Here is a 23,155-nt window from a genome sequence, read left to right as displayed (position 1 = left end):
CCCGGGAAGGCCCTCCATCGAGTCAAAGGTGCGGGTAGGCCTCGAGGGTCAGGAAGTCGGCGAGCTCGTCGGCGAGCACCATCTGCGTGAACAGGCGCTCGGCGAGGTCGAGGCGGCTGGGCGAGGCGCCCGCGGCCGGGGTCGCGGCTCGCAGCGCGTCGAGCTCTTCGGCGACGATCGTGCGCAGCAGGGCCTCGTCGACGACGCGGCCGTCGTCGAGGCGCGCCCCGTGGGCCCGCCACTGCCACAGCTGGGCGCGGGAAATCTCGGCCGTCGCGGCGTCCTCCATCAAAAAATTCAGGGGCACGCAGCCGCGCCCGCGCAGCCAGGCCTCGAGGTACTGCACGCCCACGCGGACGTTGGTGCGCACGCCGGCCTCGGTGCGGGCGCCCTCGGGCGGGGCGCACAGATCGGCCGCCTCGACACGCACGTCCTCGCGCAGCACCCCGAGCTGGTTGGGCGCGTCGGTGACGGACTGGAAGGCCTCGCGGGCGATGGGGATGAGCCCGGGGTGGGCGACCCAGGTGCCGTCGTGGCCGTCTCGAGCCTCGCGCAGCTTGCCCTCGCGGACCTTGGCCAGGGCCGCGGCGTTGGCCGCCGGGTCGTCCTTGCGCGGGATCAGGGCCGCCATGCCGCCCATCGCGTGGGCGCCCCGGCGGTGGCAGGTCTGGATCAGCAGCTGGGTATAGGCGCGCATGAAGGGCTGGGTCATGCCGACCTCGGCGCGGTCGGGCAGCACCCAGCTGGGGTCGCGGCGGAAGGTCTTGATGGCCGAGAAGATGTAGTCCCAGCGCCCGCAGTTGAGCCCCGCGGAGTGCTCGCGCAGCTCGTAGAGGATCTCGTCCATCTCGAAGGCCGCGGGCAGGGTCTCGATGAGCACGGTGGCGCGGATCGTGCCGTGGGCGATGCCCAGGCGGCGTTGCGCGAAGCCAAAGACCTGGTTCCACAGCCGCGCCTCGAGGTGGCTCTGGAGCTTGGGCAGGTAGAAGTAGGGGCCGCTGCCGCGCTCGAGCAGGGCCTTGGCGTTGTGGAAGAAGTAGAGCCCAAAGTCGACGAGGCTGGCGGCGGCGGGCCGGCCCGGGGCGAGCTCGAGCTGAGCCTCGCGCAGGTGCAGGCCGCGGGGGCGGACCATCAGCGTGGCCAGGCTGTCGAGGGCGTCGAGCTGGTAGTGGCGACCGCGGGTCAGGTCGACGTACTCGAGGCCGCCGCGCACGGCCTGGAACAGCGCGAGCTGACCGCCGATCATGTTGGCCCAGCTCGGCGCGCTCGCGTCCTCGAAGTCGGCCATGAACACGTCGGCCCCCGAGTTCAGCGCGTTGATGATCATCTTGGGCTCGACGGGCCCGGTGATCTCGACGGTGCGGCGCTCGAGGTCCGCGGGGATCGAGGCGACGCGCCAGCTGCCCGCGCGGACCTCCGCGGTGTCCGTCAAAAAGCGCGGCCGCTCGCCCGCGTCGTAGGCGGACTGGAGCTCGCGGCGCCGGGCGAGCAGGGCCTCGATGCGCGGTTGGAATTCAGCGCACAAAGCGCCGACAAACTCCAGGGCCTCGTCGGTGAGGATGAGATCGCTCCCCGGAACCTCCGGGCCGAGCACCGCGAGCCCCCTTTGCGTCGCCAACATCATGTTGACAGAGGATAGGGATGGACCCCTTTTGATCAACCAGAACTTTGTTTTCATGCAGTTAGAGCTGTCAATGGTTTTCAAGTTGAAAAGGTCAATCTGTAAATCTTGTAAATTCAGGCGCTAGACTGTGGGCGTGGGTCGGAGCGCGGGCAAGGCAGCGAAGAAGAACAACCTGGGCTCGAAGGTCCGGGCCAAGCGACGCGCGCGAGGCATGACGCAGGCCGAGCTCGCCCGTCGCCTGGGCATCTCGGCGAGCTACCTCAACCTCATCGAGCACAACCAGCGACCGCTGCGGGCCGAGCTCTTGCTCAGCCTCGCGCGCGAGTTTGGGCTGGGCCTCGACGACTTTGCGAGCGACGACGACCATCGCCTCGGCGCGCACTTGCTCGAGGCCTTCTCGGACCCCTTGTTCGAGGAGCACCCGCTCAACTCGGCGGAGGTCCGCGAGCTGGCGAGCACGTCTCCTGCCGTCGCCCGGGCCGTGCTGACCCTCTACGAGCAGTACCAGCGCGCGCGCAACTCCCTGGCCGAGCTGGCCGAAGACAGCTACGCCCGCCAGGAGATCACGGGCGAGGTCGACGGGAGCGAGCGGCTGCGCCAGGCGACCGGCGAGGTGCTGCCCTCGGAGGAGGTTAACGACTTCATCCAGCGGCACATGAACTATTTCGGCGCGCTCGAGGAGGCGGCGCAGCGGCTGTGGGAGGACGCCAAGCTCAAGCGAGGGGCCCGCTTCGCGGCCATGGCCGAGTGGGTCGAGCGCCAGGGCATCGGCGTGCAGCTGACGTCGGCGGGGGAGGGGAGGCTGATCCGGCGCTATGATCGAGACCTGCGCCGCATCAGCCTGTCCGAGGCCCTCCCGCCCTCGTCGCGCAACTTCCAGCTCGCCGCCCAGATCGCGCTGATCTTCCACACCGGGCTGCTCGACGAACTCAGCGAGGACGACGGCCTGACCACGCCGAGCTCGCGCAGCCTCGCGCGCCTGGTCCTCGCCAACTACTTCGCCGGCGCCGTGCTCATGCCCTACGGCCGCATCCTCGACTCGGCCCGGTCGCAGCGCTACGACGTCGAACTCCTCGCCAACCGCTTCGGGACCAGCTTCGAGCAGGTCTGCCACCGCCTGACCAGCCTGCGCCGACCGGACGCCGAGGGCGTGCCCTTCCACATGATCCGGGTCGACATCGCGGGCAATATCTCCAAGCGCTTCTCGGCCTCGGGGATCCGCTTCGCCCGCTTCTCGGGGGCCTGCCCGCGGTGGAACGTCTTCCGGGCCTTCCAGACCCCGGGCATGCCGCGGGTGCAGGTCTCGACCATGCCCGACGGGGAGCGCTTCTTTTGCATCGCCCGGACCGTCGCCCACGGTCGCGGGGGCTACGGCACGCCGCAGACGACCCTGGCGGTGGGCCTGGGCTGTCCGCTGAGTCACGCGAGCGAGCTGGTCTACGCCGACGGCATGGATCTCGAGGACGAGGACGCGATGCTGCCCGTGGGCGTGACCTGCCGGCTGTGCGACCGGGGGGACTGCGAGCAGCGGGTGCTGCCCTCGCTGCGCCAGCCGCTGCGCATCCGCGAGGACGTGCGCGGGGTGTCGATGTACTCGACGACCGAGGTTTGAGCCGCGAACGTGGGGGCAGGGAATGCTGCTTTGCCCCGCATGGGTTGCGAGTTACGCCAGTCGTGCTCGCGCAGGTGGACCCGCAGCTCGAGGTCGTCGGGGTCTACAGGCCCGGAGGGGCCGCCCCCAGCGTTGGGCCTGCCCGACCCTGAAATATCAAATACAAGGTATACATGAGTAGAGATCACACGCGAGGTTGTGACACTCTACACCGCACGAATCAACGCAGGGTCCCGGGCCGCCGGAGCCACCACTCTCCTCACCCGACGTATCACACCCACACTCGTCGACCAGTACTCCGTTAGGCGCTTCAGAATTCGTGTGGGCGAGATGAGCGCTCGGATAGAGCTCGAGCCCCCCGCAGTGAAACAAGATCGCGCTCCGAAACCGAGCCCGGCTCCGATACCCGCACGCCCGTTTCTTCAGCGCCTGGATCTTCGAGTTCACCGCTTCGAGTGAGGCGTTCGTAGCCCCGAGAACGATCGCGTTCACGATGCCCCACAGGTGCGCCCGCAGGGTCTGGCCGACCTTGACCATCGGCGGCAGTCGAGACCGCGCCATCCAGACGATGAGCCGCTTCCAAGCCCGCCGCGCCCAGCCCCGCCGCTCGTAGCTCCACAGCTGGCGCGCGGCCTCCTTCATCGCCCACGCCCTCGCTACTCGCAGCGAGCTCCCGCGCAGGGCCTCGAAGCGAAGCCGGCTCTTTGCCGTCATGTTCTCGGGGTTCTTCAGCCACAGGTAGCGGGTCCCCGTCAGGGTCCGGTCTCCGAGCTCGCGCAGCTTGGCGTGCTCATCGACCCGCACCTTGTTGACCCCGTCGTTGATGTGCTTGGCTACGTGGAAGCGGTCGAAGGCGATCTTCCGCTCCGCGTCGGGGACGTGGATCAGCGTCGCCTGGACGTAGGGCCCCCACATGTCCATCGACACCGACTCCAGGCTCTGAAGGTGCTCGAGGGGGGTGCCAAAGTAGAATTCTTCGAGGTCGAACTGGCGGCGGTTGTCGAGGACGTCGACGACGTGCTTGCGGTCGCAGTCGTAGACCACGGTCACGTACTCGTGGCGCTTTTGAAACGAGGTCTCGTCGATGCCGATGTTCCGCAGCGGCTGGGACTGCCTGCGCTCGAGGCCCCGCGCGACGGCTCGGGCCATGACGCCGTCGACCTCGTCCCAGGTCATGCGCAGCATCCTCGCCACGGCGGACACGCTGGCCTCTTTGAGCCAGTCGATGACGAGCGCCTCGAACATCGCGGTGAACCTCGAGCCGGGCTCGGCCCAGGGCACCTTCAGCTGCTTGACGCCATGCTCGGCGCACTTGACCCGCGGGACCTCGGCGGTCAGGAGGGTCTTGTACTGCATGGTGTCGAGGTGCCTCCAGGTGCGAGTCCGCGTGTCGTAGCGCCCGGCCGCGGCCCCGCAGACTGGGCACGGGAGCTCGGCGCGCTCGTCTCGGGAGATGAAGATCTCGACCTCCCCAGCCTCGAGGCTCGGGTCAACGTCGCGGACGTACCAGGGGTCTTCGATTCCAAGGAGCTTGGCGTAGAGGTCTCGGTCGCGCACGGGCTCTCAGCATGCCTGGGCTGGAGGGGGCGTACCAGGGTTCCCGGCGGGGTGACCCACTCAAAATCCTGAAGCCCCCTCCGTTACAGTATACTTCACCTCCGATGATTGTTTGTCCAATCATCTGCTCATCCTGGGCACTGCACTCGCCTGAGCATGATGTGGCGATCGTTGTCCCGTCCAAGCACTCAGCGAAGCAGAATCCACGGAAGGCTGAATCTTCGTCTTCACTGGCAAGACTTTCATCGGTGTGCTCTTCGAGCTCTTCATCGGTCAGACAGCCGGTGCTGGAACCAATAAAGAGGCCCAAAACGAGGAGGAGTGGAGAGAGGGTTCGTACCATGCTCATGAGTGTCAGGCACAGTTGCTCTGTTTGTAGAGCTGTTCGTGAGCTTGCTCCTCACCCAGTCCTCGATGAGGGCTCGAACAGCCTCGGCTCGGATCGAGCACGCCTTGGCGCACGCAGTGGGAGCCGGACCGCGGCGATGTGTATGTTGTAGAGCCGCGGCCACTGCCTGAGCATTGACTGGAAGAGGCCCTGGCCGGGGTTCCGTCGAGGGCCCCGTTAGCTTTTATGTCACTCGTGAGGGGCGTCGTCCGGGAGCTGCCCGTGTTCACCTTTCATGGGGAAAGGGGCAGCGCCGGACTTCTTATTGGTCTTCACTTTCATGGTCGCATCGCCTCACTTTGTCTCATGCGGCCCTGGGTCAACGGCTTTCAGCGTACTAGGGTCGTGTGACGGCAGTGTGCCCGCCTTGATTCTCGATTTAGCTTTCATGTCCATTCGATATCACAGATACATGTCACGCGTAGTGCTACTTTGAATGTTCGATGTCGGCGTGGGTAGCCTCACTTGGGTGTCTGCAAACAGAGTGCTCGTGTCTGACACTCAGGAGTGTGGGACGAAACCTCATTTTATCCTTCCTCGCCCTGGGCTTTGCTCTCGCCTCCAGCACCGGTTGTCTAGCCGATGAAAGACTGGAAGAGTACGGGAGTGAAAGCGGTGCCAGTGAAGAGTCTGATTCATCTTTCCGTGGTTTCTGCTCGGCTGACTGCTTGGATGGAACCGTGATCTCCACCTTGTGTGCGGGCGAGTGTCTTGCGCGAGATGAGAAGATGCTTGGTCAAGTTTCGGTTTGGGGGGACCTGCACTGCAACGGAGAGTTGGTCGACTCGTGCGAAGGTGAGACGGATAGTGATGGGAGTGGCAGCGGGGACAGCGAGGGCAGCGAGGGCGAGGAGCCCTGCGCGGCGTACCTCGATTGCATGAACGGCTGCGAAATATGGTGCCAAGGCACGTTTGGACTTTGCTTTGAGAGTCAGCCTGGTCAGTTCGTTCAATGCGATGGAAAAAGGCAGTACTGTTCGAGCGCTCCAGACGTTCAGTGTAACTAGCTGGCAGTGAGATGCGCCCGCTGATGATCGCCCTCACACAGGGTGAAACTTCGTGGCGCTCTCGGCTGCGATCGCGGACTCTCTGAGCCAAGGAGGTGGGGCAGGGACGCGGAAGCTCGCGGAGGCGCCGACTCGTGTCACCATGAAGCAGGAGTGGCGTGATGGCAGGCGAAGCACAGAACACGAGTGAGGACGGAGAGCCCCTGAGCTTGGCGCGCCTGGGCGCGGGGCACCTGGTCATGGTCGCGGGCTTCGTCTTTGCGATCTGGGCGACCGGCTCCTTGCCCTGGCTGCAGCTGGGCGTCGCGGGCCTCGGCGGCTTCGTGATCGCGGTCTCGCTCCACGAGTGGTGCCACCTGCTCGGCGCCTGGCGCAGCGGGGGCCGCTACCGCGTGGCCTCGAAGCCGGGCTTTTTGACCTTCGACTGGGACTTCGAGCGCAGCAGCCTCGGCCAGTTCTACGTGATGAGCGTGGCCGGGAACCTGGGCACGCTCCTGTCCATCCCGCTGCTGTGGCTCGTCGTGGGGACGGAGGCGGCGGCCGCCCGGGCCATGGTCGCGGGGGCCTGGGCCAGCCTGGGCTTCGCGGCGACCATCGAGTGGCCCGTGCTCGCGCGGACCTTGTCGAGCGGGGAGCCCGAGGACGAGCTAGCCAAGCTCGACGCCAAGGTGTTGAGCGCCAGCGTGGTCGTGGCCATCGCCGTCGGGGTGCTGAGCTTTCGGCTGCTCGCGCCCTGAGGCGGTCTACTCGGCGAGCTCGGCGAGCTCGACGAACTCGAGGCGCTCGCCGAGCTGACCCAGCTCCGCCTCGGCGAGCTCCTGCAACCCCTGCCTTGGCGGGCAGACCAGGCGCAGGGACTCGAGCTCGGCGACCCAGGGAGCTCGGGCGATGCCCGCGATGACGGCGATGGGCAGGTAGCGATGGGCCCGCACCTCGAGGCGCTGGAGAATGGGGAGCTCCAGGTTGACGAAGAAGGTGATGAGCTCGTGGGCGGGGAAGGCGTACTGCCTCAGCTCGATGCGCAGGTCCTCGACGGACTCGAGCTGGCTGCGGTGGAAGTTGTCCAGAAAGGTCTCGGGGAGCCGGTGCAGGGCGAGCTCGAGGGTGTGCAGGGAGGGGAGGTGCAGGGGCTCGCACTCGAAGCTCCCCGCTCGAATGCTGAGCTCGCGCAAGCGGGTGAAGGGGGCGCCGAGGGGGCCCACGTGGGTCTCCTCGTCGGCCACGATGGCCAGGCGCTGGAGCCCTGAAAAGGGCGGGGCGTCGGGGAAGCGCGCGGGCTCGAGGCGCCCGAGGCCGTGGAGCTCGAGGGTGAGCTCGCGGATCGTGCCGAGCACGGGGACGCGGGCGAAGTCGGCCACGTAGGGGTGCGCGGGGGTGAAGTTGCGCGTCGCCGTCCACATGTAGGGGGACAGGAAGATGTGCAGCTTGGTCAGGGCGCAGCCGGTCCAGCCCAGGCGCAGCAGGCCGGTTTGGGCGGTGCGGGCCAGGGGCCCGAGGTGCTGGCGGGGGTCGTCGGCGTCCTCGTCTTCGCCCTCGAGCCCCACTCGCCCCCGCGGCGCGCCCTGGGTCTGCAGCCAGTCCTGGAGTACGAGGGTGGCGTCGGTGAGCGCTTCGGGCGTGGCGGCGCGCTGGACCGCGCGCTCGAGCTTGGGGGCGCGCCGGCTCAGGCGCTCGAAGAGCTCGAGGGGATCGGTGGACCAGACCTTGCCCCCGGCCCGCCAGCGCTCGAGCTGGGCGCGCAGGGCCGCGTTGGCGTCGGCCCGACGCTCGAAGTCGAGGCGCGAGGCGACCTCGGGCCAGCGCGGGTAGTCGGAGTCGCCGAGGCGCCCGCGCTCGAGGAAGAGGGTGGTCTCGAGGGCGCCGCCGGTCCACACCACGAGGCGCTCGCACGCCTGCTGGGGCCCCAGGCGCGGGTCGCAGGCGTAGACCAGCCAGGGGCAGGGCTCGAGCTCGAGCTCGGCCCCGAGCTGCTCGAGGCGCGCGACGAGGGGCTCGGCCTCGGCCTGGGTCAGCCCCGGGCGGAGCAGGAAGTAGGTGTGGCTGCCCGTGGTCGCCCGGCGAACCTGCTCGGGGGTCATGGCGCACAGCTGGACCAGGTATTCGCGGACGGCCGCGCCTCCGTCGGGGCCGCGCTCGCCGACGTAGATGAGGTTGACCTCGGGCTCGGGGAGCTCGGCGGAGCGCAGCGCGTCGCGCGGGGGCACCATGCCCGTGGAGTCTACTGGCTCGGCTCGGCGGCGGCGGGGCCCACTTCGTGGGGGGCGGGCTCGGCCACGAACAGGCCCAGCAGCAGGGCCGTCAGCACGCAGGTCACCGCGGCGGCGAGGGAGTTGGCCAAAAAGCCCGTGGACACGTACATCCACCCCGCGGCCGCGGCCCCGATGGCGAAGCCGGCCTGGCCCGAGGCCATGGTCAGGCTCAGCAGGGTGCCCCGGCGCTCGGTCCCGACGAGGGCGGTCATCCACGCGTTGAGCGGGCTGATGCGCGTCCCCACGGCGCACATGACCACGAAGAAGGACACGTAGAGCTGCCAGAAGCTCGGCAGCCAGCACACGGTGCCCATGAGCAGGGCCATGCCCACGCTCGAGCCCACGACCAGGCGCTTGCGCCCGACCCGGTCGCTGAGCCGGCCGGCGATGGGCCCGGCGATGGCGTTGGCGAGGCCGCCGACGAGGAACAAGCTGGCGATCTGGTTGGGCGTCGCCCCAAACTTCGTCTCGAGCCAGATCGGCTGGTAGACGATGAACACGGACACGCCGACCATCATCACCGTGGACGCGAGGGTCACGGCGAGCAGGTCGCGGCGGCGCAGGAGCTCGGCGTAGTTGCCCAGGCCCGAGCGCAGCGAGAGCTCGCTGGACTCGCGGGCGGGGCCGGGCACGAGGGCGACCACGGTGCCGCCAAAGGCGAGCAGCATGACGACGCCGAACACCACGAAGGGGGACTGGAAGCCGACCTCGCCCGCGAGCACCGTGCCCAGGGGGACGCCGGCGATCTGGCCGAAGGCCATGCCGCTGAGGATCCAGCCCAGGGCCGCGCCGCGGCGCTCGTAGGGCAGGATGTCGCCGATGTAGGCCACGGCCGCGCCGGACAGGATGCCCGAGCTCGCGCCGGTCAGCATGCGCAGGGCCAAGAGCACGGCGAAGCTGTCGGCGAAGGCGTGGAGCACCAGGGCCACGCCCATGAACAGCGAGCCCGCGCGGAGGATGGTCCGGCGCCCGTAGTGGTCGGAGATGGGCCCCGCGAACACGGCGAACACGGCGACGGAGACCGAGTAGCCCGTGACCAGGGTGCCGAGGAGCTCCTCGCGGACGTGCAGGGCCGCGCCGATGCGCGGGAGCACCGGCGCGACGATCAAGAATTGGCACGCGGACATGAACATGACCAGCCACAGCACCAGCACGATGGGCCACACGCGGGTCGGCGCGGCGACGGGGGGCTCGGGTCGGGCGGGGATCGGCGGCGTGGTCAAGGACTTCCCGGGAGCACGCTAGCTCAACTTCGGGGACTCGGCGAGCTCTGGTAGCGTGGGGAGGTGACGCGCTCGAGTTTTGGTCGATGGTGGCTGGCGCCGCTCGCATGTGCCCTCGCGGGCTGCCCGGAGTCCGAGCCCGCGGACGAGATGGGCTCGGCGGACGACGCGACAGAGGAGGTCGGGGAGGAGGAGTCGACCCCGACGGATCTGCCCGAGGGCTCGCCCGGCGTGGTCGATTGCGCGAGCATCGACCCCGACGGCCCCGTCACTGGGCCGGAGCCCCTCAGCCCCCTGGGCTTCCCCGAGCAGGCCTGCGACCCGAGCACGGACACCGGCGCGGGCAGCCCGTACCGCTGCTGCTCCTCGGACCCCACGATGGTCGAGGGCGTGCGGGTGTTCTCCGGCGACGCCAACGACCAGAGCCGCTGGGGCGCGTGCGTGCAGACCGAGCTCGTCCCGGCGTCCGCGGGGCTGCCGGAGAACGGCTGCCCGGTGCCCTGCAACCCGACGGCCAGCGCCGCGCAGACCGAGGCGACCTGCGGCGCGGGGGCGCTGTGCTGCCAGGCCTTCGAGCTCACGGCCGCGGACTGTGTCGAGGACGGCGAGGGCTGGCGCCCGGCCACGGGGGCCGACGTCCCCGCGCTGACGAGCTGGGACGCGCAGGCCCACGACACCCACCAAGACCCGGGCCTGGTCGCCTGCGAGGCCTTCGCCGCCGGGGATCCGGCGCGTTTGGAAGCCTGCGTGGCCCAGCTGGGCGTGGCCAACCAGCGGGGCTTTTGCCTCGCGGGGGCCGGCGCGGTCGTGTGCCCGGCGGCGCAGCCCAGCTACGTCGACGCCTGCGAGGCGCTCAACGAGTAGGCGCGTCGCCGGCGGACACGGCGACGCCGAAGACCTCGGCGACGGCGAGGATGAAGCTGGTCTCGCCCGGGGTGACGCCGTCGACCTGCGCCAGACCGATGAGCTCGGTGATCAGCCGCTCGCGGTCGGCCTGGACCAGCAGCTCGCCGAGGCGGTGGGCGGTGGCCTCGGCGAGCTCGCGCCGGGACAGGGCATCGGGGGCGTCGCCGTACAGCGCCGTCGCGCGACCCAGGGCCCCGCGCAGCTCGTCCTCGGACGCGCCGGGCATCCACGCGGCCACGCGCTCGACGATGCGCACGAGCTCCTCGTCGCTCAGGTCGCCGTCGCTGAGCTTGGCGCAGCACACGAACAAAAAGGCGATGGCGGCGGGGTCGGACTCGGTCCAGACGGGCGCGGGCATGGCGAGAGGTATACCGCCGCTGGGCGGACGCATCGAGCCGACGGCGCGGCTTTGTCCCGCCCAGAGCCCGCTGCGTTCGCGTCGATTGCGCTGCCCTGCGTCGGCGCCGTTCGGGCTACTCTCCAGGCCTGTGTCGGAGTCGCAGATCACCCAGCACGTCGTGCTCGTGCCGGGCTTTTTCGGGTTCGTGAACTTCGGCCCGCTGATCTACTTCGCGCACGTCAAGGAGATCATCGAGGCGGCCTTCGAGCGCCACGGCGAGCGCGTGCAGATCCATCGGGTGCGCACGGGCCCGGTGGCCTCGCTGCGCCAGCGCGCGGGCGATCTGCTCGCGGTGATCGAAGACGAGATTCCCCCGGGTGAGCCGCTGCACATCATCGGGCACAGCTCCGGTGGCCTCGACGCGCGCTTGCTGGCCTGCCCCGGCGTCGACCTGGGCGCGGTCGAGGTCGAGCCCATCGCCTCGCGGATCCGCAGCGTGGTCACGATCTGCACCCCGCACTGCGGCTCGCCGCTCTCGGACCACTTCGTCGGGATCATCGGCGAGCCCCTGCTGCGGACCTTCTCCGTGCTCACGGTCATCGCCCTGCGAGAGGGGCGGCTGCCCGCGCGGCTGGCCTTCCGCTTCGCCCGGGCCCTGGTCGGCGAGCGCCTGCTCCCCGACACCCCGGTCCACGTGGTCCTCGACACCCTCGAGCGCGAGGCCGTGGCCGAGCTCGGCCGGGCCTGCGGCGAGGACGACTCGCTGCGCGTGGCCGACTTCATGAAGGAGCTGCGCCGCGACGCCCACCTCATCCCCCAGCTCGCGCCCGCGGCCGTCGACCTGTTCAACGCGGCCGTCGTCGACCGCCCCGAGACCTTCTACGGCTGCGTCGTCGCCCGGGCGCCCAAGCCCAAGCTGCGCTCGCACGTGTCCCTGGGCCTGTCCTTTTACGAGCAGGCGACCCACGTGCTGTTTCGGTGGCTGCGCGAGCGCTCGGCGCCCATGCCCCGGGACCTCGAGGTCGTCCCAGACCTGGCCCAGTCCGTGGCCATGCGCGCGGCCTGGGGCGAGGTCGCCAGGTCCGAGGATAGCGACGGCATGGTGCCCACGCGCTCGCAGATCCACGGCGAACTCATCCACGCGGCGACGGCGGATCACCTCGACGTGATCGGGCACTTCCACGCGCCGGAGCACGAGCCTCCCCACCACGACTGGATCGCGTCCACGTCGCGCTTTGGTCGGGCGGAGTTCGTGGCGCTGTGGGAGGCCGTCGCCCACCGCATCCTGGCCCTGTGACCCACCTCGTGGTGGGCTGACCGTCGCGGGGATGCCATCCAGGGACGTCACCGGGGCGGCGACAAAAAGACGCGCAGCGCCGCGGCGCCGCCGTGTAGCATGCAGGCATGCGCTTTCGCGTGGACGAGATCGCCTTTGACAGCCCGGCGGGCCTCGAAGACGGGACCAGCTATTGCTTCCGCGCCGACGGGCCGCGGACGGAGCTGACCGTGGAATTCGAGCTCCCGGGCGGGGGCGCGACGCCGGCCGCCGAGCTCCTCGACGACATGTGCGGACAGATGAAGACCCACTTCCAGGGGGACTTCGGCGTCGACGACCAGGGCGAGCTCGAGCTCATGGGCCAGGCCGTGCCCTACCGCCACTTCCACATCATGGACGGGGGCCAGCCCAAGCAGGGCTTCACGGTCGCGGCCAACATCGGCAACGGCGTGCACGAGGGCGACTACGTCAAGATCGGGTGGCTGCTCGACGTCGACGCGGGCGCGGTGCGGGGCATCGTCGATCCGGTGCTGGCCAGCTGGGCGCGGGCCGATCGCCCGGCGCCGGGGCCGACCCCCGCGGGCTCGACCCGACGCCAGGCCGCGATCTGGGCCTTCGACCTGCCCGCGCAGTTCTCGGGCCCGCGTTCGTTCACCTGGGAGGACGTCGACGCCGAGCTGCGCGTGGGCGTCACGGTCCACCCCCTCGAGCGCTTCGAACAAGCAGGCGGGCCGCGGGAGCCCGACCTCGAGGCGCACGTGGCCGAGCTGCTCGCCCGCGGGCGCGCGCAGGTCGAGCGCGAGGACGTGCCGATCATCCACGGCGCGATGCTCCGCCTGGTCACCAAGGACGACTACGACGACCACTGGTGGAGCTGCCGGGCGCGCCAGGCCTACGAGGTCGGCAACCCGGTCCGCATGCGCCACGTCGAGGTCGCCGCCGACGGGCCCCTGGACGCGCAGGAGCAGCTGCGCCGCGTCGTCGACGAGCTGCTCGCCAGCATCAGCGCCGGAGGCCGACGATGACCGACCCGCAGGGGACGCCGACCGACGAGATGGTCTGTCGCGTCGACGACAACACCATCGACACGGGCAACATCCCGATCATCTTCGTGCCCGGCGTGATGGGCTCGCGGCTGCACTTCACCGTGCAGGACCAGTACTGGGATCCGGACAGCAACTGGCGCATGAGCCACTGGCTGTGGGTCTCGGCCGAGACCACCCGCCGGGAGTTCGCGCTGACCAACCCGGTCAACGTGATGACCGAGGGCAACGACCTCGACGAGGACGAGTGCCGCCGCGGCCTGGCCGGGGTCGCGTGGGGCTTTTACGGCACCTTCATCCGCGACCTCGAGGGCCAGAGCTTCGGCCGCTACACCACGCCCGTCTACGTCATCGGCTACGACTGGCGCCAGAGCAACCGGACCTCGGGCAACGTCGTCGCCGGGCGGATCCGCGAGATCCTCGAGGAGGAGGGCGCGTCGGAGTTCGTGCTCATCAGCCACTCCATGGGCGGGCTGGTCACCCGGGCCACGCTCAAGGGCCACAGCGACGTGGCCGACAAGTGCAAGGGCGTCATCCACGTCGCCCAGCCGGTCGGCGGCGGCCTGGTCCTGGTCCGGCGCATGTTCACGGGGGCGCGCTCCAACGAGGACGGCGGCTGGGGCCTGTCGACGATCCTCGGCAACACGCGCCAGAAGTTCCAGACGATCATGAGCGCCGTGCCCGGGCCCATGCAGCTGCTGCCCACGCCCCAGTACCGGGACACGGGCAACACCTGGTGGTACACCTACGAGACCTTCGAGCACCCCAACACCACGCGGCAGTGGACGGGCAACTCGTGGGCGCTGTACCGCAACACGGCCTCGCCCCCGGGCCTGGTCGCGCCGGCGAGCGAGTCCTACGCCATCACCGGGGCCGTGCGCCGCGAGTTCGGCCGGCGGCTCAACGACGCGGAGGCCTACCACAACTGGGTCGGGACCTGGAAGCACCCGCGGACCTGGGCCATCTACTCGACGGGGCTGACCGTCGACATGGCCATGCACTTTCACCTCCCGCCAAACAACACGCGCATGGAGGTGTTCCACACCCACCACATGATGCCGCCGCAGATGATCCACTACGGGCAGCGCGGCGACGGGAGCTGGGACGTGATCTCGGACCCCAACCCCGAGGACCGCGGCGTGGTCATGCAGCGCCGGGCCGAGAGCGACGGCACCGTGCCCGATCCCAGCGCCGAGCTGCTCTTCCCCACCCAGCGCCACGCCGTGCGCGTGGGCAGCGACTACACCACCAAAAAGCAGTTTCGCATCTCCGGGGCGGCCCACGACGCCATCTGCCACGACCCCAACTGCGAGCGCGCGCTGTTCGACATCATCCGCCACATCATCGGCAGCTGAGGCCCGACACCATGCCCAAGGTCACGATCAAAGCTGGCGACTGCCTCACCTCCATCGCCCACGCCTCCGGCCACGACCCGAACACCATCTGGGACCACCCGGACAACGAGGGGCTCAAGGAGCTGCGCGAGCGCCCGAGCGCGCTGCTGCCCGGGGACGTGCTCGAGGTCCCGGCCATCGAGGAGAAGGAGGAGTCGGTGAGCACGGGGAGCGTGGGGCGCTTCAAGTTGAGCGTCGGCCCGGTGCGCGTGCGCGTGACCCTGACGCGCCAGGGCGAGCCGCGGGCCGACGAGGCCTTCGAGCTGCTCATCGAGGGCCACGACCCCATCGCCGGGACCACCGACGGCGACGGGAAGATCGACGAGGTCGTCCCGCCCGACACCAAGGTCGCCATCTTGTCGCTCAACGACGGCAAGGAGCAGATCAAGCTCAAGCTCGGCCACCTCGATCCCCACGACACACCCAGCGGCGTGCAACATCGCCTGCGCGCCCTCGGCTATTACTTTGGGGCCCTCGACGCCGACCACGGCGACCGCACCGCGGCGGCCCTGCGTCGCTTCCAGACCAAGCAGGGCCTCGAGGTCACCGGCGAGGCGGACGACGCGACCATGAGCGCCCTGCGCGACGCCTACGGCAGCTGATAGAATGGAGTCGATGCCCGCGGACACCCAGGCCGACGCGGCCGCCGAGCGCTCGCCCCTCGGGGCGGGGGAGCTCGTCCCCTACGGGACCGAGGACCTCGCCATGGGTTGGCGTCGGGCGCTCGTGGGCCGCGACCGAGACCGGCGCATGGCTCGGACCGTGGTCAGCATCTTCGGCCTGGTCATCGGCGGCAGCCTGGGCCTGTTCGTCGGCGGGCTCATCGGGGTCATCGCGGCCATGCTGCTGCTCCCCGCCGTGCCCCAGCTGGCCATGCTCATCGTCATCTGCACGACCTCTTGTTGCCTGTCCATGGGCGCCGTCATCGGCCCGCGGGTCCTCCAGCGCGAGGCCTTCGACGAGCCCTGCTGACCCCCCTCGAGCCTGACCATGAGCGATCGAATTCGAAAAGGCTCCCGCGAGTACCGCTTTCGCAAGACCGCCGGCCGGCGCAAGCAGGCCAAGGGCCGGCGCCTCGGCTCGCGCGAGGCCGCGGCCTTCGTGCGGACCCTGCACAGCCGCGACGAGCTCTCGGTCCTGCGCCGCGTCGCCTTCGGCGGCGGGGGCCTGGGCTTTGGCCTGGGCAGCTCGCGGCACCGCGCCCGCCAAGACGACGTCGCCATCCGCGTCATCGACATGCTCGAGACCGGCCGCCTCGAGCTGTGGGTCGTCGAGGCCAGGCGCAGCGCGGGCAAGCGCCGCGAGATCGAAGAAGAGTTCGAGGACGCGCCGCCCATCGAGCCCCCGCAGCGCCACGAGGTCGTCATCGAGCTCGTCGACGCCGAGGACAACCCCGTGCCCTTCGAGCCCTACCGCATCAAGCTGCCCGACGGGCGGGTGCAGACCCGCTCGCTGGACAAGCACGGGCGCGACCGGATCACGGGCATCGCCGAGTCGGGCAGCTGCATGGTCTGCTTCCACGAGCGCGACGCCGCCGTGTGGGCGCCGGCTTGAGCGGGCTCGCTGTCTGACTGGGAGGGGAGGGGCAGCTGAGCGACCACCTCGCGTGGAGACTCGAGGCGAAGCGGCGGCGAGCGCTGCTCATGGTCGTCTCCGTCCTGGGGGGCGGGCTGTGGATCCCTTGGGCGCTGGGCCTGAGCTGGTCGGGAGCTAGACTGGCGCCGATGAGCGGAGCAGCGTGGCGCGAGGTGGTCGAGGGCTGGGCGAAGGACGCGGCGCAACGAGAGGCTTGCCTGGCCAGGCTCGGCGGCCGGGAGGCGCCGGCGTTTTTGTGGGAGACGAGCGCGTCGCAGACCGGGGCGGAGCGCTTCGAAGAGCGGATCATCCCAGCCCCGGGTCTGGCCCGGGCACCCGCGGACAGCTCGGCATTCGTGGCGCACCTGGGCGCCGGGGTGGTGGCCTTCGACAACCTGCGCGGGGACAGCCGCCTCGTCGCGCCTCCGGACGAGGGGCGAGACTACGGCCACCTGGGCGCCTTCCTGGACCACGCGGGGGGACGGCTCCAGCACGCGCTGCTGCGGTACCTCGCCCTCGAGATCCTCGCGTGGTGGGCCGACCCGGACCGCGGCGCGCTGTGGGTGAGCACCCACGGGATGGCGGTGCCCTGGTTGCACCTGCGCCTCGACCCGCGGCCCAAGTACTACCGCAGCGAGCTGCGCCGCGCTCCATCTGGCTAGCAGGCGGCTAGGGGAAGTCGAAGTCGAGGGTCTCCGAGTCTCGCGCCAGCGAGAAGTAGCCCTCGACCAATTCCAGGCGGTCGCTCGCGCTCGGCCCCCGCCGGTCGAGCTTGCGCTGAAAGTCGACCACGAGGTTCCGGTACTCGTCGACGTCGTTCTCGAAGGTGCTCATCCAAAACACCTTGTCGGCGGCGTCGAGGTCCGCGTCGTGGACGGCCCGGAACTCCTGGTAGGCGTCGTCGAACTCCTTGCGGATGCCGTCGCAGTCCCGGGGCTGCGGCGTGGGGATGTGGGCCAGGCAGCGGTTGAGCGGGCGGGCGTGGATCATCAGCTTGCGGCTGGCGACCTCGAGGGGCGAGCGGGTCTGCTCGAGCACGCCGAGCAGCAGCTGGTCGTTCTCGAGGTGGCGCAGGTCGATGCCCTGCTGGACGGCCTCGTCGGCGGAGCTCCACGCGGCCACGAGGCGGCGCAGCTCCACGTCGAGCTCGGCGAGCTGGGCCCAGTCGTCGTCCTCGTAGCCCTTGGTGTCGACGTAGCGCTCGAGGGTGCGGGTGTGCTCGGCGAAGGCCGTGGCGGCGTCGACCATGTCGACGGCGTTGGCCTGGATGCCGGGCATGTCCGGGGGCGTGCGCGGGGCGCTGGCGAGGATGCGCCGGCAGCCGCGGAAGGTGTTGCTGCCGATGCCGCGGATGTACACGCCCTCGCGCCGCCGCTTGGGGGCGCCCGCGTCGTTGACCTGATCGTTGTAGCGCTTCCAGGTCTGGCCCATGACCGAGGCGACGTCGTCGCGGCAGGTGGTGTAGGCCCGGAGCTTGGCGTCGACCTGCTCGGCGAACACCTTGGCGTCGCGCTCGGGGGCCTCGTCCTCCTCGCGCCCCGCGTCGGCCTCCTCGACCCAGTTGTCGACGACCTGGCAGCCGCCGGCCGCCGCGGGGAGCAAGGCCAGGCACGCCAGCCAGGGGAGGGGGCGGAGGCCGTGGAGGTGGCGAGCCCGGTTCATCGCGCCTCCCATCACACCCAGTGGGCGTCCTCGGGCACGATGATGCGCAGGTGGTGGAAGAGGTTCTCGACCCGGTAGTGGTGGGCCGTGATGAACTCCTCGCCGTCGATCTGGGCGCTGATCGGCTGGCCCTGCTGGGGTCGGAACAGGCGGATCTGGACGCTCCGGGCCCGCCGGAACTCGCGGTTGGGGATGCCGACGACCTCGCGGTCGTCCACGGTCACGGGGTTGCGCTTGTGAAAGCGCAGGGCCGCCGAGACCCAGTCGGCGTAGCTGCGGAAGGGGACGACCTCGAACAGGCCGTCGTCGGGGCGCGAGTCCTCGATGAAGATCCACTCGCCGCCGTAGAGGATGGTGCCGTTGACGATGAGGTCCGTGAGCCCGACCCACTCGACGACCTCGCCGTCGACGATGACCTCGCTCGAGAACTGCGAGCCGGCGACCATCGACTTGAACAGCTCGGCGAAGGCCGCCCCGGCGTAGACCCACTTGTCGCGGTAAAAGCGCTCGACGAGGGGGACCTTGGCGACGCGCTGGCGGTCGCGGTTGCGCTGGGCGAGGATGCGCGCGGACAGGCCGAAGCCGCAGTTGTCGAACCACAGGTCCGAGGCGAGCAGCTCGCCGTGCTCGTCGAAGGCCTCGATGCGGCCGACGTCGAGCCACTGTTCGCACCCTTTGGCAATGATCGCGATGTTGTTGGCGAGGGCGTTGGCCCCGGCCTGGATGCCGAAGGAGCGGCCCTGGTCGTTGGCCGTGCCCATGGGCAGCATGCCCAGCGGCACGTCGACGCCGGCGCGCTCGCGGGCGAGGATGATGCCCTTGGCCGACTCGGCGAAGGTGCCGTCCCCGCCGAGGTAGACGACCCTGGCGCAGTCTTCCCGCTCGAGGCGGTCTGCGAGGGCCTCGACGGTCTTGCCCTCGGGCAAGGTCGGGAAAAACTCGGGGTGTAGCCCACGGGTCTCGAAGGCGGCGATGGCCTCGTCGATGGTCTTGGCGGCCTTGCCGGTGCGGGCCGTGGGGTTGGCGACCACGAGTGTCGTGGGTCCGCTCATGAAGAACTCCCGTTCACGCGGACGCACCTTAGCAGCCGGGGGCTCGGTGGGGGAGCAGGACAGGTGGTGCGCATGTCAGCGCGCATGGACAGGTCGCGCGGGGATCTGCTATCGAGGCCCGAAATGGTCGATCGTACGCGCCTGTCGCTGCTCACGCTTCCCCTCGCCGCTTGCTTGTTGCCGAGCTGGGCCTGCACCCAGCCCGACACGGCGCCGGTCAACCCCGACCCCGATCCGGTGGCCGAGCCCGACCCCGAGCCGGAGGGCCCCTTCGAGAACCCCGGCGGCATGTGGATGCCCGGGCAGCTCGGCGCGCCCGACCACAAGCAGCAGCTCCAGGCCCTGGGCCTCGAGTACGACCCCGCGGCGCTGACCCAGCCGACGGAGTTCCCCCTCGGCGCCATCGTCAGCCTGGGCGGCTGCTCGGCCAGCTTCGTGTCCAACGAGGGCCTGATCATCACCAACCACCACTGCGTGACGGGTGCCCTCGCGCGCAACTCCAAGCCCGGGGAGAACCTGCTCGAGGACGGCTTCCTGGCCAAGACCAAGGCCGAGGAGCGCTGGGCCGGTCCGCGCCAGCGGGTGTGGGTGACCAACTCCTTCACCGACGTCACCGACCAGGTGCTCAACGGGCTCGAGGCCATCGACGACCCGCAGGCGCGCTTCGACGAGATGAACTCGCGGCGCAACAAGCTGGCCAAGGATTGCAGGGAGGCCAAGGAGGACGTGAGCTGCCGGGTCGCCTCCTACTTCGAGGGCGCGCAGTTCTTCCTCATCGAGCAGATCGAGATCCGCGACATCCGCCTGGTCCACGCCCCGGACGCGGGCGTGGGGGTCTACGGCGGTGAGATCGACAACTGGCGCTGGCCTCGGCACACCGGCGACTACTCCTTCTACCGCGCCTACGTCGGCCCCGACGGCAAGCCGGCGGACCACGCCGAGGACAACGTGCCCTACGAGCCCAAGCACGTGCTGAAGGTCGCGACCGAGGACCTCGACGAGGGCGACTTCGTGATGGTCGCGGGCTACCCGGGCCGGACCTCGCGGCTCAAGACCGCCGGGGAGGTCCGCGACGCCACGGACTGGGCCTACCCGCGGAAGATCGCGCGCTACGAGCAGTACCTCGCGGCCCTCGACGCGGCCATCAACGGGGACGAGGGCCTGGCCATCAAGGCCAACCCGCGCGTCCGCGGCCTCAACAACGGGCTGACCAACGCCAAGGGCATGCTCGAGGGCCTGGGCAAGGGCGGCCTGGCCGAGACCGCGGCCAAGCAGCAGGCCGAGCTGCAGGCGTGGATCGAGGCTGACGAGCAGCGGGCCGCGGCCTACGGCACCGTGCTCGCCGAGATCGAGGCCCTCAACGACGTCGAGCGGGCCACCCGTGACCAGGACGCGGCCTTCTCCGAGCTGGTCGGCTCGTCGACGCTGATCCGCCGGGCGATCGGCATCATCCAGGCCGCCGAGGCTCGGGAGAAGAGCGGCGAGGCCACGACCAAGGCGGCCCTGGCCAGCTACAAAACCCGCCTCGAGGAGTCCCAGCGCAGCTACGCCGACGAGATCGACCGCGCCGTGCTCCGCCTGCACCTCGAGCGCGCCGCCAAGCTGCCGGCGAAGGACCAGCCCGAGGCCCTGAAGGTCTACCTCGGCGGCGAGGTCTTCGACGACAAGGTCATCACCGCGGCCATCAACAAGCTCTACAAAAAGAGCAAGCTCGACAACCCCAAGGCCGTGCTCGAGCTCTACGAGAAGGCCACGCCCAAGAAGCTGGCCAAGAGCAAGGACCCGGCCATCCAGATCGCCCTGGCGATCATGCCGATGCTCGACGACATGGAGAAGCGCGGCGCCGAGCAGTCCGGCAAGATGGCCGTGCTGCGCCCGCGCTACATCGCGGCCATGCGCGAGTTCGCGGCGAGCCAGGGCAAGACCCTCGCCCCCGACGCCAACTCGACCCTGCGCGTGACCTACGGGACCGTGCGCGGCTACCAGCCCGAGGGCAAGGACGAGCCCTACGTGCCCTTCACCGTGGCCAGCGAGATGCTCGCCAAGCACACCGGCGCGGAGCCCTTCGACCTGCCCGAGGGCGTGCGCAAGACCATCGAGGCCAAGAACTGGGGCCCCTACGTCGACCCGGAGCTCGGCGAGGTGCCGATCGACTTCCTCGCCGATCTCGACATCACCGGCGGGAACTCGGGCTCGCCCACGCTCAACGCCCGCGGCGAGCTCATCGGCCTGGTGTTCGACGGCAACTACGAGTCGATGGCCTCGGACTGGGTGTTCATGCCGGAGATCACCCGCTCGATCCACGTCGACATTCGCTCGGTGCTGTGGGTGATGGACGCCGTGGATGGCGCCGATCACCTGCTCACCGAGATGGGCGTCACGCCCTCGCTGTGAGCTGCGCGCCACCACTAAAAAAGAGAGCGCGCCGGCCGGCGCGCTCTCTTTTTGTCTGGCGGGGGGCCAGCTTCACATCTCGGACAAGATGCCCAACGCCTCGTCGAGGGGCGTGGACTTGTCTTTGACCTTGGTCCGCTTGATGGCCCGCTTGACGGCGGCCTCGCAGTCCTTGTCCGTGAGGAACTCCTTCATGTCCATCAGAACCTCCATCACCGAGTCATCGGAGATGTTGTAGACGGTCTCGTCGTCCCACATGAACACGGTCTCGAGCTGCTTGGCGTAGCCACCCACGGACAGTGCCTCTTTGCCTTCCAGGCGCTTGGCCTGCAGACGCTCCTTCTTCTCGGTGCGCCCGATCTCCCGGGCGATTCGTTCTTGGTCGGTGCGTTTCATGGCAGTCCTCCTTGGTCGATTCGGCGCGCTCAGGTGCGTCGCCGTCTAGCTAGACAGGTCACTCTCGCCAGGCCTCCATCGAGCTGGCGACGGACCTGCCGAACGCGGGCTGTGTTTAGGGGGAACTGGGCGCGCTGTCCAGGGGAGCAGGAGCGGGACGCCTCGCTGCCAAGGTGGGCGTTCCGAGGGCGGTGCGGAGTTGGCGGTGCTCGGAGCGGTGCCAGAGCGCTCCGCACGGCGCGTTGGTTCGCTTGCGTCGCGGTCGCGCTGCGATGGTGCAACGTTGGCGCGCACCCGAGCCTCGATGGGTGTGACTCAACTCAGGCGCTCAATGCACACGCTTGGTGATCGACTGGCGGGATCACCGGGGGCCGCGCGCATTGGCGTTGAGCTCATGGAGTCAAAAGCCATACTATTGTGATTGGACACACGAATCGCCGTCAGCGCGCGAAGAGCACGGGGTCTGGAGGGGGGTCGTTTCAGTTTGAATTGCGCTGGTGTAGCTTTTTGGGGTCTCATCATCAGCGCGAGCGACCGCGAGTTTTTTTCTTCATCTTCTCGCCCGCGAGCGGTGCCCTATCCGACGAGGCCCAACACGCGGCCGGTCAGAGCGAAATCGCACGAGTAACTGCCATGGCCCAGGACAACAACACGGATACGAATCTCTTTCCCGAGAGTGACGGCGAGAAGGAGTCGTCTGGTCTTCAGGACATCTTGTCCGTGGCCGCGGCAATCAAGGACAAGCCGAAGGCGAGCGACGAGCCGACGGCCGGAGACTCGGGCGTGATCGTGTTTTCGGCTGGGCCGGCTGACCTTGGGGACAGCGACGACGACGATGAGGATGCCGCGCTGTTTGGCAGCTTTTCCGGGGGACTGGGCGGTGGGTTGGTCGCCGCGGGTCCCCTCGACCCCGAGCCCTCGACGAGCGTCGCCGAGGCCAAGCCCGTCGCCGCGCCGCCGGCCGAGTCCGAGGGCCGCGGCCCGCTGTTGCTGATCGCGGGCGTGCTCGCCCTCGCTCTCGTTGGCGGCGGCGCGGTCATGTTCTCGGGCGGCAAGACGGAGGCCCCGGTGGCCGAGGCCCAGCCGGAGCAGCCCGTGGCCCAGGTCGGTGCGGAGCCCGAGCAAGAAGAAGAGGCCGAGGTCGAGCCGCCCCAAGACAGCGCCGCGTCGGAGCTCGCGGGCGCCGACGCGGGCGAGCCCGTCGAGGAGGCCGCCGAGACTGCGGGCGAGACCGGCGAGGGCGAGACCGGCGGCACCGCGGGCGAGACCTCGGGCTTCGACGAGGACGACCCCATGGGCCAAAAAGAGGGGCTGCTCGCGGCCGGCTCCGGCACGGGCGGCAAGGCCGGAGGCAGCGGCAAGTGGGATCCGGGCAAGGACACGGCTGGAGACGGGGGCGCCGCAGATGCGGGCGCCGGTGGCGACGACGTCGTCGATCCTCTCGCGCTCGCCGACAC

Annotated in this window: 19 protein-coding genes and 1 pseudogene; 12 read left to right on the top strand and 8 right to left on the bottom strand. The window is 69.7% G+C overall.

Annotated elements, in window-relative coordinates:
• Positions 1-22: 22 nt before the first annotated feature.
• Complete coding sequence (aceB, locus tag PPSIR1_RS37225) at positions 23-1,624, bottom strand: malate synthase A (RefSeq protein WP_006976446.1); 1,602 nt, start codon at positions 1,622-1,624, stop codon at positions 23-25.
• Between the two features lie 127 nt (positions 1,625-1,751).
• Between aceB and PPSIR1_RS37220 the strand changes: the two genes are divergently transcribed.
• On the top strand, positions 1,752-3,236 hold the full coding sequence (locus PPSIR1_RS37220) for a helix-turn-helix domain-containing protein (protein WP_006976445.1): 1,485 nt from the start codon (positions 1,752-1,754) through the stop codon (positions 3,234-3,236).
• Positions 3,237-3,548: 312 nt separating this feature from the next.
• Here PPSIR1_RS37220 and PPSIR1_RS37215 read toward each other — a convergent pair.
• A pseudogene (locus PPSIR1_RS37215) lies at positions 3,549-4,793 on the bottom strand (ISL3 family transposase); the annotation flags it as partial.
• Between the two features lie 1,556 nt (positions 4,794-6,349).
• On the opposite strand from PPSIR1_RS37215, the gene PPSIR1_RS37210 reads away from it, so the two are divergent.
• Entirely contained in the window at positions 6,350-6,925 is a 576-nt protein-coding gene (locus PPSIR1_RS37210; RefSeq protein ID WP_006976443.1) for a hypothetical protein, read from the top strand.
• A 6-nt stretch (positions 6,926-6,931) separates the two neighbouring features.
• On the opposite strand, the gene PPSIR1_RS37205 is transcribed toward PPSIR1_RS37210, so the two are convergent.
• On the bottom strand, positions 6,932-8,395 hold the full coding sequence (locus PPSIR1_RS37205; protein ID WP_006976442.1) for a hypothetical protein: 1,464 nt from the start codon (positions 8,393-8,395) through the stop codon (positions 6,932-6,934).
• 11 nt (positions 8,396-8,406) lie between these two features.
• Positions 8,407-9,660 (bottom strand): MFS transporter, encoded by a 1,254-nt coding sequence (locus PPSIR1_RS37200; RefSeq protein ID WP_006976441.1) that lies wholly within the window; start codon positions 9,658-9,660, stop codon positions 8,407-8,409.
• Positions 9,661-9,723: 63 nt separating this feature from the next.
• Here PPSIR1_RS37200 and PPSIR1_RS37195 point away from each other — a divergent pair, with 63 nt between their 5' ends.
• Positions 9,724-10,524 (top strand): hypothetical protein, encoded by an 801-nt coding sequence (locus PPSIR1_RS37195; protein WP_157596387.1) that lies wholly within the window; start codon positions 9,724-9,726, stop codon positions 10,522-10,524.
• On the opposite strand, the gene PPSIR1_RS37190 is transcribed toward PPSIR1_RS37195, so the two are convergent.
• Positions 10,514-10,924 (bottom strand): tellurite resistance TerB family protein, encoded by a 411-nt coding sequence (locus PPSIR1_RS37190; RefSeq protein WP_006976439.1) that lies wholly within the window; start codon positions 10,922-10,924, stop codon positions 10,514-10,516. The two genes, PPSIR1_RS37195 and PPSIR1_RS37190, sit on opposite strands and share 11 nt — an antisense overlap.
• Before the next feature lie 130 nt (positions 10,925-11,054).
• Here PPSIR1_RS37190 and PPSIR1_RS37185 point away from each other — a divergent pair, with 130 nt between their 5' ends.
• The 7 genes from PPSIR1_RS37185 to PPSIR1_RS44915 all read left to right on the top strand — a co-directional run bounded on the left by PPSIR1_RS37185 (position 11,055) and on the right by PPSIR1_RS44915 (position 16,856).
• Positions 11,055-12,203 (top strand): esterase/lipase family protein, encoded by a 1,149-nt coding sequence (locus tag PPSIR1_RS37185; protein WP_006976438.1) that lies wholly within the window; start codon positions 11,055-11,057, stop codon positions 12,201-12,203.
• 107 nt (positions 12,204-12,310) lie between these two features.
• Positions 12,311-13,207, top strand: coding sequence for a hypothetical protein (locus tag PPSIR1_RS37180; RefSeq protein ID WP_006976437.1), 897 nt, complete (start codon positions 12,311-12,313; stop codon positions 13,205-13,207).
• Positions 13,204-14,580, top strand: a complete 1,377-nt coding sequence (locus PPSIR1_RS37175; RefSeq protein ID WP_006976436.1) for a lipase family alpha/beta hydrolase — start codon at positions 13,204-13,206, stop codon at positions 14,578-14,580. The genes PPSIR1_RS37180 and PPSIR1_RS37175 overlap by 4 nt, the downstream gene beginning before the upstream one ends.
• A gap of 11 nt (positions 14,581-14,591) precedes the next feature.
• On the top strand, positions 14,592-15,221 hold the full coding sequence (locus PPSIR1_RS37170; RefSeq protein WP_006976435.1) for a peptidoglycan-binding domain-containing protein: 630 nt from the start codon (positions 14,592-14,594) through the stop codon (positions 15,219-15,221).
• A 13-nt stretch (positions 15,222-15,234) separates the two neighbouring features.
• Positions 15,235-15,591 carry a hypothetical protein gene (locus tag PPSIR1_RS37165; RefSeq protein ID WP_157596386.1) on the top strand — a complete coding sequence of 119 codons (357 nt, stop codon included), beginning with the start codon at positions 15,235-15,237 and terminating at the stop codon, positions 15,589-15,591.
• Between the two features lie 18 nt (positions 15,592-15,609).
• Entirely contained in the window at positions 15,610-16,173 is a 564-nt protein-coding gene (locus PPSIR1_RS44920) for a hypothetical protein (protein WP_006976433.1), read from the top strand.
• A 170-nt stretch (positions 16,174-16,343) separates the two neighbouring features.
• Positions 16,344-16,856, top strand: coding sequence for a DUF6940 family protein (locus tag PPSIR1_RS44915; protein ID WP_157596385.1), 513 nt, complete (start codon positions 16,344-16,346; stop codon positions 16,854-16,856).
• A 7-nt stretch (positions 16,857-16,863) separates the two neighbouring features.
• Here PPSIR1_RS44915 and PPSIR1_RS37150 read toward each other — a convergent pair whose 3' ends face one another.
• Positions 16,864-17,856 (bottom strand): DUF3829 domain-containing protein, encoded by a 993-nt coding sequence (locus PPSIR1_RS37150; RefSeq protein WP_006976431.1) that lies wholly within the window; start codon positions 17,854-17,856, stop codon positions 16,864-16,866.
• A gap of 11 nt (positions 17,857-17,867) precedes the next feature.
• Positions 17,868-18,935: a diacylglycerol/lipid kinase family protein gene (locus PPSIR1_RS44910; protein WP_157596384.1), complete on the bottom strand. Its 1,068-nt coding sequence runs from the start codon at positions 18,933-18,935 to the stop codon at positions 17,868-17,870.
• 96 nt (positions 18,936-19,031) lie between these two features.
• Between PPSIR1_RS44910 and PPSIR1_RS37140 the strand changes: the two genes are divergently transcribed.
• On the top strand, positions 19,032-21,302 hold the full coding sequence (locus PPSIR1_RS37140; RefSeq protein WP_006976429.1) for a S46 family peptidase: 2,271 nt from the start codon (positions 19,032-19,034) through the stop codon (positions 21,300-21,302).
• A gap of 72 nt (positions 21,303-21,374) precedes the next feature.
• On the opposite strand, the gene PPSIR1_RS37135 is transcribed toward PPSIR1_RS37140, so the two are convergent.
• On the bottom strand, positions 21,375-21,698 hold the full coding sequence (locus PPSIR1_RS37135; protein WP_006976428.1) for an LB_289 family protein: 324 nt from the start codon (positions 21,696-21,698) through the stop codon (positions 21,375-21,377).
• 633 nt (positions 21,699-22,331) lie between these two features.
• Between PPSIR1_RS37135 and PPSIR1_RS37130 the strand changes: the two genes are divergently transcribed.
• A partial coding sequence (locus tag PPSIR1_RS37130; protein WP_006976427.1) for a flagellar basal body-associated FliL family protein occupies positions 22,332-23,155 on the top strand: 824 nt, incomplete at its 3' end.

The organism is Plesiocystis pacifica SIR-1 (genome assembly GCF_000170895.1).
GTDB classification, from domain to species: domain Bacteria; phylum Myxococcota_A; class Polyangia; order Nannocystales; family Nannocystaceae; genus Plesiocystis; species Plesiocystis pacifica.
This window is presented reverse-complemented; position numbering and strand designations above follow the sequence as displayed.